At 68.6% G+C, this 14312-nt stretch carries 18 protein-coding genes; 16 read left to right on the top strand and 2 right to left on the bottom strand.

Features of this window, described 5'->3' with window-relative positions:
• Position 1: 1 nt before the first annotated feature.
• The 12 genes from rpmD to truA all read left to right on the top strand — a co-directional run bounded on the left by rpmD (position 2) and on the right by truA (position 8242).
• On the top strand, positions 2-184 hold the full coding sequence (rpmD, locus tag AC069T_RS01330; RefSeq protein WP_033319647.1) for a 50S ribosomal protein L30: 183 nt from the start codon (positions 2-4) through the stop codon (positions 182-184).
• 2 nt (positions 185-186) lie between these two features.
• Positions 187-642, top strand: a complete 456-nt coding sequence (gene rplO, locus AC069T_RS01325) for a 50S ribosomal protein L15 (protein WP_356167236.1) — start codon at positions 187-189, stop codon at positions 640-642.
• Between the two features lie 252 nt (positions 643-894).
• A complete protein-coding gene (gene secY, locus AC069T_RS01320) occupies positions 895-2214 on the top strand; it encodes a preprotein translocase subunit SecY (RefSeq protein ID WP_476753454.1) in 1320 nt (439 codons plus the stop codon).
• Positions 2214-2864, top strand: a complete 651-nt coding sequence (locus tag AC069T_RS01315; RefSeq protein ID WP_358852950.1) for an adenylate kinase — start codon at positions 2214-2216, stop codon at positions 2862-2864. Before secY ends, AC069T_RS01315 begins: the two co-directional genes overlap by 1 nt.
• A 101-nt stretch (positions 2865-2965) precedes the next feature.
• Positions 2966-3802 (top strand): type I methionyl aminopeptidase, encoded by an 837-nt coding sequence (gene map / locus AC069T_RS01310; protein ID WP_478780738.1) that lies wholly within the window; start codon positions 2966-2968, stop codon positions 3800-3802.
• A 141-nt stretch (positions 3803-3943) separates the two neighbouring features.
• Positions 3944-4165, top strand: coding sequence for a translation initiation factor IF-1 (infA, locus tag AC069T_RS01305; RefSeq protein ID WP_003948620.1), 222 nt, complete (start codon positions 3944-3946; stop codon positions 4163-4165).
• Between the two features lie 57 nt (positions 4166-4222).
• Positions 4223-4336, top strand: a complete 114-nt coding sequence (gene rpmJ, locus AC069T_RS01300) for a 50S ribosomal protein L36 (protein WP_003998809.1) — start codon at positions 4223-4225, stop codon at positions 4334-4336.
• 210 nt (positions 4337-4546) lie between these two features.
• Complete coding sequence (rpsM, locus tag AC069T_RS01295; protein WP_355780853.1) at positions 4547-4927, top strand: 30S ribosomal protein S13; 381 nt, start codon at positions 4547-4549, stop codon at positions 4925-4927.
• Positions 4928-5026: 99 nt separating this feature from the next.
• Positions 5027-5431, top strand: coding sequence for a 30S ribosomal protein S11 (gene rpsK / locus AC069T_RS01290; protein ID WP_003948617.1), 405 nt, complete (start codon positions 5027-5029; stop codon positions 5429-5431).
• A gap of 140 nt (positions 5432-5571) precedes the next feature.
• Positions 5572-6594 (top strand): DNA-directed RNA polymerase subunit alpha, encoded by a 1023-nt coding sequence (locus AC069T_RS01285; protein ID WP_003966937.1) that lies wholly within the window; start codon positions 5572-5574, stop codon positions 6592-6594.
• A gap of 174 nt (positions 6595-6768) precedes the next feature.
• Positions 6769-7287, top strand: coding sequence for a 50S ribosomal protein L17 (rplQ, locus tag AC069T_RS01280; RefSeq protein WP_358852948.1), 519 nt, complete (start codon positions 6769-6771; stop codon positions 7285-7287).
• A 91-nt stretch (positions 7288-7378) separates the two neighbouring features.
• Entirely contained in the window at positions 7379-8242 is an 864-nt protein-coding gene (gene truA, locus AC069T_RS01275; RefSeq protein ID WP_478780737.1) for a tRNA pseudouridine(38-40) synthase TruA, read from the top strand.
• A 15-nt stretch (positions 8243-8257) separates the two neighbouring features.
• Here the strand turns inward: truA and AC069T_RS01270 are convergent, their stop codons facing one another.
• On the bottom strand, positions 8258-9124 hold the full coding sequence (locus tag AC069T_RS01270) for a hypothetical protein (RefSeq protein WP_478780736.1): 867 nt from the start codon (positions 9122-9124) through the stop codon (positions 8258-8260).
• Between the two features lie 74 nt (positions 9125-9198).
• Between AC069T_RS01270 and AC069T_RS01265 the strand changes: the two genes are divergently transcribed.
• The 4 genes from AC069T_RS01265 to glmM all read left to right on the top strand — a co-directional run bounded on the left by AC069T_RS01265 (position 9199) and on the right by glmM (position 13272).
• A complete protein-coding gene (locus AC069T_RS01265; protein ID WP_478780735.1) occupies positions 9199-10410 on the top strand; it encodes a glycosyltransferase family 87 protein in 1212 nt (403 codons plus the stop codon).
• A 269-nt stretch (positions 10411-10679) separates the two neighbouring features.
• Positions 10680-11123, top strand: a complete 444-nt coding sequence (rplM, locus tag AC069T_RS01260) for a 50S ribosomal protein L13 (RefSeq protein WP_010986363.1) — start codon at positions 10680-10682, stop codon at positions 11121-11123.
• Positions 11124-11165: 42 nt separating this feature from the next.
• The gene (gene rpsI, locus AC069T_RS01255; RefSeq protein ID WP_476753448.1) at positions 11166-11687 is read left to right on the top strand and encodes a 30S ribosomal protein S9; all 522 of its coding nucleotides are present in this window, start codon (positions 11166-11168) and stop codon (positions 11685-11687) included.
• A gap of 226 nt (positions 11688-11913) precedes the next feature.
• Positions 11914-13272, top strand: coding sequence for a phosphoglucosamine mutase (gene glmM, locus AC069T_RS01250; RefSeq protein WP_478780734.1), 1359 nt, complete (start codon positions 11914-11916; stop codon positions 13270-13272).
• Between the two features lie 75 nt (positions 13273-13347).
• On the opposite strand, the gene AC069T_RS01245 is transcribed toward glmM, so the two are convergent.
• Positions 13348-14292 (bottom strand): DUF389 domain-containing protein, encoded by a 945-nt coding sequence (locus AC069T_RS01245; RefSeq protein WP_478780733.1) that lies wholly within the window; start codon positions 14290-14292, stop codon positions 13348-13350.
• Positions 14293-14312: the final 20 nt, after the last annotated feature.

Raw genomic sequence — 14312 nt, 5'->3', positions numbered from 1 at the left:
CATGGCTCAGCTCAAGATCACGCAGACGAAGTCCTACATCGGCAGCAAGCAGAACCACCGCGACACCCTTCGTTCGCTTGGCCTCAAGCGGATCAACGACGTGGTCGTCAAGGAGGACCGCCCCGAGTTCCGCGGAATGGTGCACACCGTCCGCCACCTCGTGACGGTTGAGGAGGTCGACTGATCATGGCGGAGAACAACCCGCTCAAGATCCACAACCTCCGTCCCGCCCCGGGCGCCAAGACCGCCAAGACCCGTGTGGGTCGTGGTGAGGCGTCGAAGGGTAAGACGGCTGGTCGTGGTACCAAGGGCACGAAGGCCCGCTACCAGGTTCCGGAGCGCTTCGAGGGTGGCCAGATGCCCCTCCACATGCGTCTTCCGAAGCTGAAGGGCTTCCGCAACCCGTTCAAGACCGAGTTCCAGGTCGTGAACCTCGACAAGCTGGCGTCGCTGTACCCGGAGGGTGGCGAGGTCACCGTCGAGGGTCTCGTCGCCAAGGGTGCCGTTCGCAAGAACAGCCTCGTCAAGGTCCTCGGCCAGGGCGAGATCTCCGTGGCGCTGCAGGTGACGGTCGACGCCGTCTCCGGCTCCGCCAAGGAGAAGATCACCGCCGCCGGCGGTAGCGTCACCGAGCTCGTCTGACCCGACGTCTCGCTGACCTGAACGACCCGACCGGGGATGCCTCCAAGAGGCATCCCCGGTCGGCGTATGCGCGGTCCGCAGCAGTGGCCGAGTGTTTGGGCGGAGATCGTCGTTCCGAGATGCCGCCGGTATCGGTAGGCTGTGCCGCTGGTACCCAATGCGTTGCTGCGGTGCCGTAATCTCGTTTGACAGGCCATCATCCCTTTTGACCATCACCTCACGCGACGATACGCGGGGGTCGCAGGAGGCACCGTGCTCACCGCGTTCGCCCGGGCGTTCAGGACGCCCGACCTGCGCAAGAAGCTGCTGTTCACGCTCGCCATCATCGTGGTCTACCGGGTCGGTACCCACATCCCGATCCCGGGAGTCGACTACAAGAACGTCCAGACCTGTATCGATGCGGCGTCGCAAGGCGGCAGCCAGGGTCTGTTCGGTCTGGTCAACATGTTCAGCGGTGGCGCGCTGCTGCAGATCACGATCTTCGCGCTCGGCATCATGCCGTACATCACCGCGAGCATCATCCTCCAGCTGCTGACCGTGGTGATCCCGCGCCTCGAGGCCCTCAAGAAGGAGGGTCAGGCCGGCACCTCGAAGATCACGCAGTACACCCGATACCTGACGGTGGCGCTGGCCATCCTGCAGGGCACCGGCCTGGTGGCCACCGCCCGCAGCGGTGCGCTGTTCAGCACCTGCCCCGTCGCCAACCAGATCGTGCCCGACCAGTCCATCTTCGTGACCATCACCATGGTCATCACGATGACCGCGGGTACGGCCGTCGTCATGTGGCTCGGTGAGCTCATCACCGACCGCGGCATCGGCAACGGCATGTCGATCCTGATGTTCATCTCGATCGCCGCCAGCTTCCCGGCCGCCCTGTGGGCGATCAAGCAGCAGGGCTCGCTGGCCGACGGCTGGATCGAGTTCGGCACCGTGATCCTGGTCGGTCTGGTCATGGTCGGTCTCGTGGTCTTCGTCGAGCAGGCCCAGCGCCGCATCCCGGTCCAGTACGCGAAGCGCATGATCGGTCGCCGGTCCTACGGCGGTACGTCCACGTACATCCCGTTGAAGGTGAATCAGGCAGGTGTGATTCCTGTCATCTTCGCGTCGTCGCTGCTCTACATTCCCGCCCTGGTCGCCCAGTTCTCGAACGGCACCTCGGGCTGGAAGACGTGGATCGAGCAGAATCTGACCAAGGGCGACCACCCGATTTACATCACTATGTACTTCCTTCTGATCGTTTTCTTCGCGTTCTTCTACGTGGCGATCTCGTTCAACCCCGAGGAAGTCGCGGACAACATGAAGAAGTATGGTGGCTTCATCCCGGGCATCCGGGCTGGCAGGCCGACCGCTGAGTACCTCAGCTACGTACTCAACCGGATCACCTGGCCGGGTTCGCTGTATCTGGGCCTGATCGCTCTCGTACCGACGATGGCGTTGGTTGGCTTCGGGGCAAGCCAGAACTTCCCGTTCGGTGGTACCAGCATCCTGATCATCGTGGGTGTCGGTCTCGAGACGGTGAAGCAGATCGAGAGCCAGCTTCAGCAGCGCAATTACGAAGGGTTCCTCCGCTGATGCGAATCGTCCTCGTCGGGCCGCCCGGTGCCGGCAAGGGAACGCAGGCCGCGTTCCTCGCCCAGAACCTGTCGATCCCGCACATCTCCACGGGCGACCTGTTCCGCGCCAACATCAGCCGGCAGACGGAACTGGGCAAGCTCGCGAAGTCCTACATGGACGCGGGCAACCTGGTGCCGGACGAGGTCACGATCGCGATGGCGAAGGACCGCATGGAGCAGCCGGACGCCGAGAACGGCTTCCTGCTCGACGGGTTCCCGCGCAACGTGCTCCAGGCCGAGGCCCTGGACACGATGCTCCAGGCCGAGGGCATGAAGCTGGACGCGGTCCTGGACCTGGAGGTCCCCGAGGACGAGGTGGTCAAGCGCATCGCCGGCCGCCGGGTGTGCCGCAAGGACTCGAGCCACGTGTTCCACGTGGAGTACAAGAAGCCCGTCAAGGAAGGCGTCTGCGACGTCTGCGACGGCGAGCTGTACCAGCGCGACGACGACTCCGAGGAGACCGTCCGCAAGCGACTCGAGGTCTACCACACGCAGACCGAGCCGATCATCGACTACTACCGGGCGCAGAGCCTGGTCGTCACGATCACCGCGCTCGGCAAGGTCGAGGACGTCACCGCGCGCGCCATGGATGCGCTCAAGCGCAAGTAGTAGTGAACGGCTGCTCCGGCCGCGGTGCCCTCGACGGGCGCCGCGGCCGTAGTGTTGTGTACGTAACCGGATGTCGCAGAAGACGGAGAGCGCAGGCCGCCATGGTGCAGATCAAGACCCCCGAGCAGATCGCCAAGATGCGTGAGGCGGGCCTGGTCGTCGCCGCCATCCATGCCGCCACGCGTGAAGCGGCGGTGCCCGGCGCCACCACGAAGGACCTCGACGACGTCGCGCGCAAGGTGCTCGACGAGCACGGCGCCAAGTCGAACTTCCTCGGCTACGGCGGTTTCCCCGCGACGATCTGCACCTCGGTGAACGAGGTCGTCGTGCACGGCATCCCGGACGAGAAGACCGTCCTCAAGGACGGCGACATCATCTCCATCGACGCCGGCGCCATCGTCGACGGCTGGCACGGGGACGCCGCGTACACCGCGTTCGTGGGCACCGGACACGCTCCGGAGCTGGTCGAGCTCTCCCGGGTGACCGAGGAGTCGATGTGGGCGGGCATCGCGGCCATGAAGCTGGGCAACCGCCTGGTCGACGTCTCCCGCGCCATCGAGACGTACATCCGCCGCCAGCCCAAGCCGGGCGGCGGCAGGTACGGGATCGTCGAGGACTACGGCGGCCACGGCATCGGCACCGAGATGCACATGGACCCGCACCTGCTGAACTACGTCGAGCGCCGCCGCGGCAAGGGCCCCAAGCTGGTGCCGGGCTTCTGCCTCGCGATCGAGCCCATGGTCTCCCTCGGCACCCCGAGGACCGAGGTGCTCGAGGACGACTGGACGGTCATCACGACGGACGGCACGTGGTCCTCGCACTGGGAGCACTCCGTCGCGCTGACGGAGCAGGGGCCGCTGGTGCTGACGGCTCCCGACGGCGGCCGGGCGAAGCTCGCCGAGTACGGCGTCACGGTCGCGCCCGATCCCCTTGCTTAAGGATCAGCCTCGTGGGGCAGACTCCTTCGATTCGTCTTTCCGGGTGCGCTGACGTAGACTGACGCGTCGGCTCTGGTGCACCCGCATGCCTGCATGCGCTCGCACGGAGTCGATCAAGGTAGTCGATTCGAAGGGCGAAGCGTGGCCAAGAAGCAAGGTGCCATCGAGATCGAGGGCACTGTCGTCGAGTCTCTTCCGAACGCCATGTTCAAGGTTGAGCTCCAGAACGGCCACCAGGTCCTGGCACACATCAGCGGCAAGATGCGCATGCACTACATCCGCATCCTCCCTGACGACCGGGTCGTGGTGGAGCTGTCTCCGTACGACCTGACACGTGGCCGGATCGTCTACCGGTACAAGTAGATCTTGCCTGTGCCCCGTGTCCGCGGGGCGGTGGCACTGACCCGGAGAACCTCACCAATGAAGGTCAAGCCGAGCGTCAAGAAGATCTGCGACAAGTGCAGGGTGATCCGCCGTCACGGCCGGGTCATGGTCATCTGCGAAAACCCGCGCCACAAGCAGCGCCAGGGCTGACGCACGACCGCACCTTCTGCATCCGCAGGTACTTCGCGCGACGCAAGCAGTACATGTTCATACGCAGAGCCCAGGGCTGAGTTCTCTCAGGCCTGATACCCCCGGTCGGAGGCCGGGGACCCGGGCCGTACCGGCTCTTCCCGAGGGAGGACGACGGCGGGCGGGATCCGGTTCTGCGGAAGACCTCCGAACGACAACTGGAGCCATTGAATGGCACGCGTTTCCGGTGTTGACATCCCGCGCGACAAGCGCGTGGAGGTCGCCCTCACCTACGTGTTCGGCATCGGCCGGACCCTCTCGCAGAAGACGCTGGCCGAGACCGGCGTCAACCCGAACACCCGCGTTCGCGACCTCTCCGAGGAGGAGCTGGTCAAGATCCGCGAGTTCGTGGACAGCAACATCAAGACCGAGGGTGACCTCCGTCGTGAGGTTCAGGCCGACATCCGCCGCAAGGTCGAGATCGGCTGCTACCAGGGCCTGCGTCACCGTCGTGGCCTGCCCGTCCACGGTCAGCGCACCAGCACGAACGCCCGTACCCGCAAGGGCCCGCGTCGCGCCATCGCCGGCAAGAAGAAGCCGGGCAAGAAGTAGTCCTCAGCGGACGCTGCGGAGCGTCCGGGTGCGTCCCGGACGCCCGCATTCCAGCGGTCTTCGCTGTAGGACCGACCACCTCCCGTAGGAGAACAAGACATGCCCCCCAAGGGACGTCAGGGCGCCGCCAAGAAGGTGCGCCGCAAGGAAAAGAAGAACGTCGCTCACGGCCACGCGCACATCAAGAGCACGTTCAACAACACGATCGTGTCCATCACGGACCCGACCGGCAACGTGATCTCCTGGGCCTCCGCCGGCCACGTCGGCTTCAAGGGCTCGCGCAAGTCCACCCCCTTCGCCGCGCAGATGGCCGCCGAGTCGGCCGCCCGCCGCGCGCAGGAGCACGGCATGCGCAAGGTCGACGTCTTCGTCAAGGGTCCCGGCTCCGGCCGTGAGACCGCGATCCGCTCCCTCCAGGCCACCGGCCTCGAGGTCGGCTCGATCCAGGACGTCACCCCCACCCCGCACAACGGCTGCCGTCCGCCCAAGCGCCGCCGCGTCTGAGGCTCGGTCGTCTTGAGGATTCGGGCGGTACGGCTCTTCGGCCGTGCCGCCCGTACCCTTGCAGTACCCGCACCGTCGAAACGTGCGGTCCGTCGGGCGTCAAATAGCGGGCGTCCACGAAAGAAGGATCTGATCCACACATGCTGATCGCTCAGCGCCCCTCGTTGACCGAAGAGGTCGTCGACGAATTCCGCTCCCGGTTCGTGATCGAGCCGCTGGAGCCGGGCTTCGGCTACACCCTCGGCAACTCCCTGCGCCGTACGCTCCTCTCCTCGATCCCGGGTGCGGCGGTCACGTCCATCCGCATCGACGGCGTCCTGCACGAGTTCACCACCGTGCCGGGTGTCAAGGAGGACGTCACCGACCTGATCCTCAACATCAAGCAGCTGGTCGTCTCCTCGGAGCACGACGAGCCGGTCGTGATGTACCTGCGCAAGCAGGGTCCGGGTCTGGTCACCGCCGCCGACATCGCGCCCCCGGCCGGTGTCGAGGTCCACAACCCCGACCTCGTCCTCGCCACGCTCAACGGCAAGGGCAAGCTGGAGATGGAGCTGACCGTCGAGCGCGGTCGCGGCTACGTCTCGGCCGTCCAGAACAAGCAGGTCGGTCAGGAGATCGGGCGCATCCCGGTCGACTCGATCTACTCGCCGGTTCTCAAGGTCACCTACAAGGTCGAGGCGACCCGTGTCGAGCAGCGCACCGACTTCGACAAGCTGATCGTCGACGTCGAGACCAAGCAGGCGATGCGTCCCCGTGACGCCATGGCCTCCGCCGGTAAGACCCTGGTCGAGCTGTTCGGTCTCGCCCGCGAGCTGAACATCGACGCCGAGGGCATCGACATGGGCCCGTCCCCCACGGACGCCGCGCTCGCCGCCGATCTCGCCCTGCCGATCGAGGAGCTCGAGCTCACCGTTCGGTCGTACAACTGCCTCAAGCGTGAGGGCATCCACTCCGTGGGTGAGCTCGTCGCCCGCTCCGAGGCCGACCTCCTGGACATCCGCAACTTCGGCGCGAAGTCCATCGACGAGGTCAAGGCGAAGCTGGCCGGCATGGGCCTGGCCCTCAAGGACAGCCCGCCCGGATTCGACCCGACCGCCGCCGCCGACGCCTTCGGCGCCGACGACGACGCCGACGCCGGATTCGTCGAGACCGAGCAGTACTGAGAACTCGGGCCGGACGGTCCGTTCGCAAGTGCGGGTGCGCTGTGCTCGATCGCGCAGTTCCCCGCGCCTCTTCCAGGCCCCTCCGGGGGCCTGGATCTCCGACAGGCGATCGCCTGCTCGGACACTGACCTCGGTACCTGATACGGCCGGGGCAGACACCTAGGAGAAACGACCATGCCGAAGCCCACCAAGGGTGCCCGTCTGGGCGGCAGCGCCGCGCACGAGAAGCTGCTCCTCGCGAACCTCGCGAAGTCGCTCTTCGAGCACGGCCGCATCACCACCACCGAGGCCAAGGCCCGTCGCCTGCGTCCCTACGCGGAGCGTCTGGTCACCAAGGCGAAGAAGGGCGACCTTCACAACCGCCGTCAGGTGCTCTCGGTGATCACGGACAAGAGCATCGTGCACACGCTCTTCACCGAGATCGGCCCGCGCTACGAGAACCGCCCGGGTGGCTACACCCGTATCACCAAGATCGGTAACCGCCGTGGCGACAACGCGCCCATGGCCGTCATCGAGCTGGTGGAGGCCCTGACCGTGGCCCAGGAGGCCACCGGTGAGGCCGAGGCGGCCACCAAGCGTGCCGTCAAGGAGGACTCCGCCAAGAAGGACGAGGCTCCGGCCAAGTCCGACGAGGCCGTCGAGGACGCCAAGCCGGCCGACGAGGCCGCCGCCGAGGAGTCCAAGGACGCCTGAGGCTCTGCCTGGCTGTGAGCGGGTCCGTCCCTTCGGGGGCGGGCCCGCTTCCCCGTGTCCGGACAGAATCCGGTCCTGAGAGGATCAGCGTGTGAGTGACGAAGTACAGCCCGGGTTCGTGCGGGTGCGGATGGACGTGTCGTACGACGGCAGCGAATTCTCCGGGTGGGCCAAGCAGGCCGGCGGGCGGCGGACCGTGCAGGGCGAGATCGAGGACGCGCTGCGCACGGTCACGCGCTCGGGGGAGACCACGTACGAGCTGACCGTGGCCGGACGGACGGACGCCGGGGTGCACGCCCGCGGGCAGGTGGCCCACGTCGACCTGCCCGCGGAGCTGTGGGCGGAACACCGCGAGAAGCTGCTCAAGCGGCTCGCGGGGCGGCTCTCCAAGGACGTGCGGGTGTGGTCCCTGGCCGAGGCCCCGAGCGGCTTCGACGCCCGTTTCTCGGCGGTCTGGCGGCGCTACGCGTACCGCGTCACCGACAACCCCGGCGGAGTCGACCCGCTGCTGCGGGGACACGTGCTGTGGCACGACTGGCCGCTGGACGTCGACGCCATGAACGAGGCCGCCTCCCGGCTCGTCGGGGAGCACGACTTCGCCGCCTACTGCAAGAAGCGGGAGGGGGCGACCACCATCCGCACGCTGCAGGAGCTGAGCCTGGTGCGCGGGGACGGCGGGGTCATCACGGCGACCGTCCGCGCCGACGCCTTCTGCCACAACATGGTGCGCTCGCTGATCGGGGCGCTGCTGTTCGTGGGGGACGGGCACCGCGGGCCCGAGTGGCCGGGGAAGGTGCTGGCCGCCGGGGTCCGCGACTCCGCCGTGCATGTCGTACGGCCGCACGGGCTGACGCTGGAGGAGGTCGGCTACCCGGCCGACGAACTGCTCGCCGCGCGCAGCAAGGAGGCGCGCAACCGGCGCACACTGCCGGGAGCCCAGCCGGGCTGCTGCTGAACTCCCGGCGCGGCGCTACTGGTTGGCCGCCGCCGACGCCTGTGCCTCACCGCGGCGGCGGATCTGCCGGAAGGTGAACTCGGCGAGGTCGTCGCCGGTGGTGAACACCTTGGCGTCCTTCGTCGTCACGTCCTTGCCGTCGGTGAACCCGGCGAGCGTGAAGTAGGCGTACCGGCCGTAGGAGTTGGTGGTCGAGCGGCAGATCGCCGTCTGGCAGAAGGCGGGGACGCCCTGGCCGGGCAGGGAGGCGACGATGCTCTTCTTGTCGGCGTCCGTCTTGGCCCGGGTGGCCTGTGCCTCGGTGTCGAAGACGGCGACACCGACGGTCACCGCGACGCCGTCCCTGGCGTAGGTGACGCGCATGACCCGTGTGCAGCCGTTCTTCGTGAGCACCGCGGGGAGCGTGTTCCTGGCGGCGGACGCGCAGGCGGTCGTGGAGGCGGTCGGGCCCTTGCGGTAGACGCGCTCACCCATCGTCAGCTGCGAGCCCGGGAACAGGATGTCCGGGCTGAGCGGCGCCGTGTCCTTCTTCGCGCTGGACACGAAGTCCTTCGGATCCAGCGGGGGAGGGGCCGAGGTCGGCTCGAAGGAGGGGGTGGGCTCGGCCGTGCCGCTCGGGATGTCCGCGGTGGCGGGCAGCCCGCTGGGCGTGCCGGAGGCCCCGTTGTCACCGTCCGAGGAGACGACGGCCACCGCGACCGCCGCGCCCACCGCGACGGTCGCCAGGGCGGCACCGCCGACCAGCAGCAGCCTGCGCCGTCGGTTGCGGGACTCGGACGCCTCGGCGAGCGCCGCCCAGTCCGGCGTCGAGTTGTCCCACTGCGGCTGCTGAGAACCCGGTTTCCAGGGATCCCACGGGGGCTCCCCCTGCCCATAACTCATGGGCCGCATCTTAGACGTGCCGCACGGGGTGCCGTTCCGCCCCGAAGGGCGGTCGAGCCCCTAGCGTGACCTGAGTGCACACGGGCAAAAGTGACATCTCCGGGTGGTTGGTGCGTCGGGCGTCCTGGCACGCGTGGCCGGTACCGGCGGTGGTGCTCTGCGCCGGCGTCGTGGGCGTCGCGCGCCGGAGGGCCGACGGCGGGATGGACAACGCCATCGTCGTCCGGGCCGCCAGGACCTGGCTGGACGGCGGCTCCCCGTACGCCGATCCGCACTTCCTCTATCTGCCGAGCGCGGTGCTCGCGGCGGTGCCTCAGGCGCTCCTCCCGTCGTACGCGCTCAGGGTGCTGGTGCCGCTGGCCGTGACGGTGCTGCTGGTGGCGGGCTGGGCGTGCGCCCTGCGGATCCACGAGGTGCCGTGGCGCAGCCGCTTCGCCGTGCTCGGGCTGGCCGGCCTCGCGATGGGCTTCGCGCCCTTCGGGCACCTGGTGCGGCTCGGCAACTGGACCGTGACCGCCGCGGCGGCCCTGCCCCTCGCCCTGCTGTGTGCGGTGCGCGGGCGCTGGGTCGCGGCGGGTGCCGTGATCGGCACCGCGGTCGCGCTGAAACCGTTGCTCGCGCCGGTGGCGCTGCTGTTCGTCTTCGCCGGGCGGTGGCGGGCGCTGGCCGCGGCGGTGCTGGTGCCGGCGGCGGCCTCGGGCGGGGCGGCGCTGCTGATGCCGGATCCCGCGGGGTTCTTCACGCGGACGCTGCCGTTCCTGCTGCGCGGGCGGGACGGCTTCGTCCGGCTCTACGAGGCGTCGCCCGCGGCGGTGCTGCCGCGGCTGGGGGTGCCGGCCGGGGCCGCCGCGCTGCTCGGGCTGGCGGCGGCGGCGTGCGGTACGTGGTGCGCGTACCGGCGGTGGCGGCTCGGCGGTCCCGGTCCGCAGCGGATCGTGGAGACGGCGGTGCTGCTGATGCTGTCGGCGTTCCTGGTCTCGCGCCCGTCGTACGACCACTATCTGCTGGTCGTGGTGCCGCTGCTGCTCGCCGGGGCGCTGTCCGCGGGGTCGGTGGCCCGCTCGCCGTGGTTCTGGCTGGCGCTGGTGCCGCAGGTGCCCGGTTTCGCCTGGCCGTACCTGGAGCCGGGGACCAGGCGGGCCTTCAAGGACTGTCTTACGCTGTGCGTACTGGCCGCCTCGGCGGCCGTGCGGCCCGGACTCCTCCCGCGGACCGCTGCCCGGCGCCCGGTGTCCCGGCCCGTTCCGGCCCGCCCCGCACAGCGGGAGGACTGCCCTCAGCGGTAGCGTCACAGTGGCCGGCACGGTCGCGGCGACAGCCGCCGGACGGGTGGCGCACGCGCGTTTTGACCCGTCCGGGGCAGGACGGTACTCTTGCAGTTCGTTATGTGTATTGGCTTGCTCATTCTCACGTGAGGGGCCCTTACACCGGTCCACCGGGCCGATGACCAGCGACCAGCACGCGGTTTGCGTCACCGCTGTGCGGTCAGGGCTGTCGTGATCGTCCGTGGTGGCCATGTCAGGACCCACTCACTGAAGAAGCGAAGGCTACGACCGTGCGTACGTACAGCCCCAAGCCCGGCGACATCACTCGCCAGTGGTACGTCATCGACGCCCAGGATGTCGTCCTGGGACGTCTGGCGACCACTGCCGCGAACATCCTGCGGGGCAAGCACAAGCCGATCTACGCGCCCCACGTCGACGCTGGTGACTTCGTCATCATCATCAACGCGGACAAGGTGCACCTCTCCGGCAACAAGAAGACCCAGAAGCTGGCGTACCGCCACTCCGGCTACCCGGGTGGTCTGCGCTCCGTCCGCTACGACGAGCTGCTGGCGAAGAACCCCGAGAAGGCCGTCGAGAAGGCCATCAAGGGCATGATCCCCAAGAACACCCTGGGCCGCCAGGTGCTCTCGAAGCTGAAGGTCTACTCGGGCGACCAGCACCCGCACGCTGCCCAGCAGCCGGTGCCGTTCGAGATCACCCAGGTCGCGCAGTAGTTCCGGCCACCACCTAAGACTGAAGAGAATCTGAGGAGAATCGTGGCCGAGACCACTGTTGAGCAGCCGGTCGAAGAGACTGAGCTCGTCGACGTCGAGAACTACACCACCGAGTCCGAGGTCCCCGTCGAGGGTGAGTACACCTCCGAGTCGATGGCGTCCCGCTTCGGTGACCCGCAGCCGGCCGCCGGCCTGGGCCGCCGCAAGAACGCCATCGCGCGTGTGCGCATCGTGCCGGGCAGCGGCAAGTGGAAGATCAACGGGCGCACGCTCGAGGACTACTTCCCGAACAAGGTGCACCAGCAGGAAGTCAACGAGCCGTTCAAGGTGCTCGAGCTCGAGGGCCGCTACGACGTCGTCGCCCGCATCTCGGGTGGCGGCGTGTCCGGTCAGGCCGGCGCCCTGCGCCTCGGCGTGGCCCGCGCCCTGAACGAGGCGGACGTGGACAACAACCGCGCCCCGCTGAAGAAGGCCGGCTTCCTCAAGCGCGACGACCGTGCGGTCGAGCGCAAGAAGGCCGGTCTCAAGAAGGCCCGCAAGGCCCCGCAGTACAGCAAGCGCTAATCGCTGCCTGCTTCGTACGTTCGTTCGCCCCGGCGGCACGCTGTGTGCCGCCGGGGCGTTCGTTTATCACAGCTGTGGGCGTATAACGGCATAAGGCGTTCAAAGCTTTGGCTGCTCGGATGCTTATAGAAGCCTCATACGGGGCTTCCTTCACTTTCTGAGTCCTCGTCAGGGTCGAGGCCTCGGACGGTTTCTTCGGGATTTCCGATAGTTCGGAGGACAGCAAGTGGGACGACTCTTCGGCACGGACGGCGTGCGCGGTGTCGCCAACGCGGATCTGACGGCCGAGATGGCACTCGGTCTCTCCGTCGCGGCGGCTCACGTACTGGCCGAGGCGGGTACGTTCGAGGGCCACCGGCCGGTGGCGATCGTCGGGCGGGACCCGCGTGCGTCCGGGGAGTTCCTGGAGGCCGCCGTGGTCGCCGGACTGGCCAGCGCGGGCGTGGACGTCCTGCGGGTCGGTGTGCTGCCCACGCCCGCGGTGGCGTATCTCACCGGCGCGCTCGGCGCGGACCTCGGCGTGATGCTCTCGGCCAGCCACAACGCGATGCCCGACAACGGCATCAAGTTCTTCGCGCGCGGCGGTCACAAACTCGCCGACGAGCTCGAGAACCGGATCGAGGCCATTTACGAGGAGCACCGCACCGGCGCTCCCTGGGACCGCCCGACCGGTGCCGGGGTCGGCCGGGTGACGGCGTACGAGGAGGGCTTCGACAAGTACGTCGCGCACCTCGTCAGTGTCCTTCCGAACCGTCTCGACGGGCTGAAGGTCGTCCTCGACGAGGCGCACGGCGCGGCGTCCCGGGTGTCGCCCGAGGCCTTCACACGGGCCGGCGCGGAGATCGTCACGATCGGTGCCGAGCCGGACGGGCTCAACATCAACGACGGCTGCGGCTCCACCCACCTGGACCTGCTGAAGGCCGCCGTCGTCGAGCACGGCGCCCACCTCGGCATCGCGCACGACGGCGACGCCGACCGCTGCCTGGCCGTGGACCACACGGGCGCCGAGGTGGACGGCGACCAGATCCTCGCCGTCCTCGCGCTGGCGATGCGGGAGCGCTCGGCCCTGCGGTCCGACACCGTTGTCGCGACGGTCATGTCCAACCTGGGCTTCAAGCTGGCCATGGAGCGCGAGGGCGTCTCCGTGGTGCAGACGGCGGTCGGTGACCGTTACGTCCTGGAGGAGATGAAGGAGCACGACTACGCGCTGGGCGGCGAGCAGTCGGGGCACGTCATCATCAGCGACCACGCGACCACCGGCGACGGCACGCTGACCGGCCTGCTGCTGGCGGCCCGGGTGGCCCGGACCGGCCGTACGCTCCAGGACCTCGCGTCCGTCATGGAGCGGCTGCCGCAGGTGCTCATCAACGTGCCGGACGTCGACAAGTCGCGGGTGAGGACCTCCGCCGAGCTGGCCGCCGCCGTCACCGAGGCCGAGCGTGAACTCGGGGCCACCGGACGGGTGCTGCTCCGCTCGTCGGGTACCGAGCCGCTGGTGCGGGTGATGGTGGAGGCCGCCGACATCGATCACGCGCGGTCGGTGGCCGGCCGGCTCGCGGACGCGGTGAAGTCCTCGCTCGGCTAGGACGCGTAGAGCTGGAACGCGTACGGCCGGGAAACGCAGAGGGCCCGGACCCATGAGGTCCGGGCCCTCTCGCGCTCAGGCCCGCTGCGACGGAGTGCGCGTGCGCTGTATCGCCCAGAAGGCCTTCTGGGCGAGCAGCGTGAGCGTGCCCGCGACCACGATGCCGCCGAGGTTGGCCAGCAGCTGCCAGGTGGAGCCCCACGTCTGGGAGTAGTCCGCGTAGCTGAAGGCCACCGCCGCGTTCGCGGCCGCCGGGACCGTGGTCACCGAGATCGCGACGCCGATCAGGGCGCCCGACTTGGCCGAGGTGAGCGACAGGGTGCCCGCGATGCCGGCCAGGAACGCCACCACGAAGGACATCATGTCCGGCTTCCAGATGAAGGCGGTGTTGGGCCGGTCCGCCTCCACCATCGACTTCTCGAAGAGCCCGAAGACGTCCATCAGCCAGCTGAAGCCCGCCGTCAGCACCATCGCCACGGCGAAACCGGCGAGCAGCGCCCACAGCGAGCGCCAGACCAGCTTCGGGGCGCGCTGCACCAGGGCCGTGGAGATGCCGGCCAGCGGCCCGAACTCCGGCCCGACGGCCATCGCGCCGACGATCAGGATCGCGTTGTCGAGCATCACACCGCAGGCCGCGAGCATCGTGGCGACCGTCAGGAACGCGATGTAGGTGACGTTGAGGGTCGACTCCTCGTGCGTGACGTCCCTCAGCTGCTCCCACAGGACCGCGTCCGCGCCCTCGCCCGGCGCGTCCTCCTCCGCCCGGTCCGCGCGCTCCGACAGGGACAGGCCGATGTTGTCGACGGCGATGGACCCGCACTTGTCGAGGTCCAGCTCCCGCAGCGCGCCGATCAGTTCGTCCCCGGCCTCGCGCGCGACGTCGCACGTCACCACGTCGCCGGCCGGATTGCGTGCGGCGCCGGGCAGGACCACGAGATGGGTGGTGCCGACCGTCCGGTCGATCAGGTGCACCACCGCGTCGGTCTTGTCGGACGGGGTGATGAGGCGCAGATGCAGCATGAGGTCTTTCTACAGGGCTC

The organism is Streptomyces sp. NPDC043867, from assembly GCF_056435845.1.
The sequence above is the reverse complement of the archived record's forward strand: the minus strand, read 5'-3'. Positions and strand labels throughout refer to the sequence as shown.

What these genes read in the sequence shown, in the direction of transcription:
- rpmD (WP_033319647.1), top strand. Translation starts at nt 2, where the DNA reads ATGGCTCAGCTCAAGATCACGCAGACGAAGTCCTACATCGGCAGCAAG.
- rplO (WP_356167236.1), top strand. Translation starts at nt 187, where the DNA reads ATGGCGGAGAACAACCCGCTCAAGATCCACAACCTCCGTCCCGCCCCG.
- AC069T_RS01315 (WP_358852950.1), top strand. Translation starts at nt 2,214, where the DNA reads ATGCGAATCGTCCTCGTCGGGCCGCCCGGTGCCGGCAAGGGAACGCAG.
- map (WP_478780738.1), top strand. Translation starts at nt 2,966, where the DNA reads ATGGTGCAGATCAAGACCCCCGAGCAGATCGCCAAGATGCGTGAGGCG.
- rpmJ (WP_003998809.1), top strand. Translation starts at nt 4,223, where the DNA reads ATGAAGGTCAAGCCGAGCGTCAAGAAGATCTGCGACAAGTGCAGGGTG.
- rpsM (WP_355780853.1), top strand. Translation starts at nt 4,547, where the DNA reads ATGGCACGCGTTTCCGGTGTTGACATCCCGCGCGACAAGCGCGTGGAG.
- rpsK (WP_003948617.1), top strand. Translation starts at nt 5,027, where the DNA reads ATGCCCCCCAAGGGACGTCAGGGCGCCGCCAAGAAGGTGCGCCGCAAG.
- AC069T_RS01285 (WP_003966937.1), top strand. Translation starts at nt 5,572, where the DNA reads ATGCTGATCGCTCAGCGCCCCTCGTTGACCGAAGAGGTCGTCGACGAA.
- rplQ (WP_358852948.1), top strand. Translation starts at nt 6,769, where the DNA reads ATGCCGAAGCCCACCAAGGGTGCCCGTCTGGGCGGCAGCGCCGCGCAC.
- AC069T_RS01270 (WP_478780736.1), bottom strand. Translation starts at nt 9,124, where the DNA reads ATGAGTTATGGGCAGGGGGAGCCCCCGTGGGATCCCTGGAAACCGGGT.
- AC069T_RS01245 (WP_478780733.1), bottom strand. Translation starts at nt 14,292, where the DNA reads ATGCTGCATCTGCGCCTCATCACCCCGTCCGACAAGACCGACGCGGTG.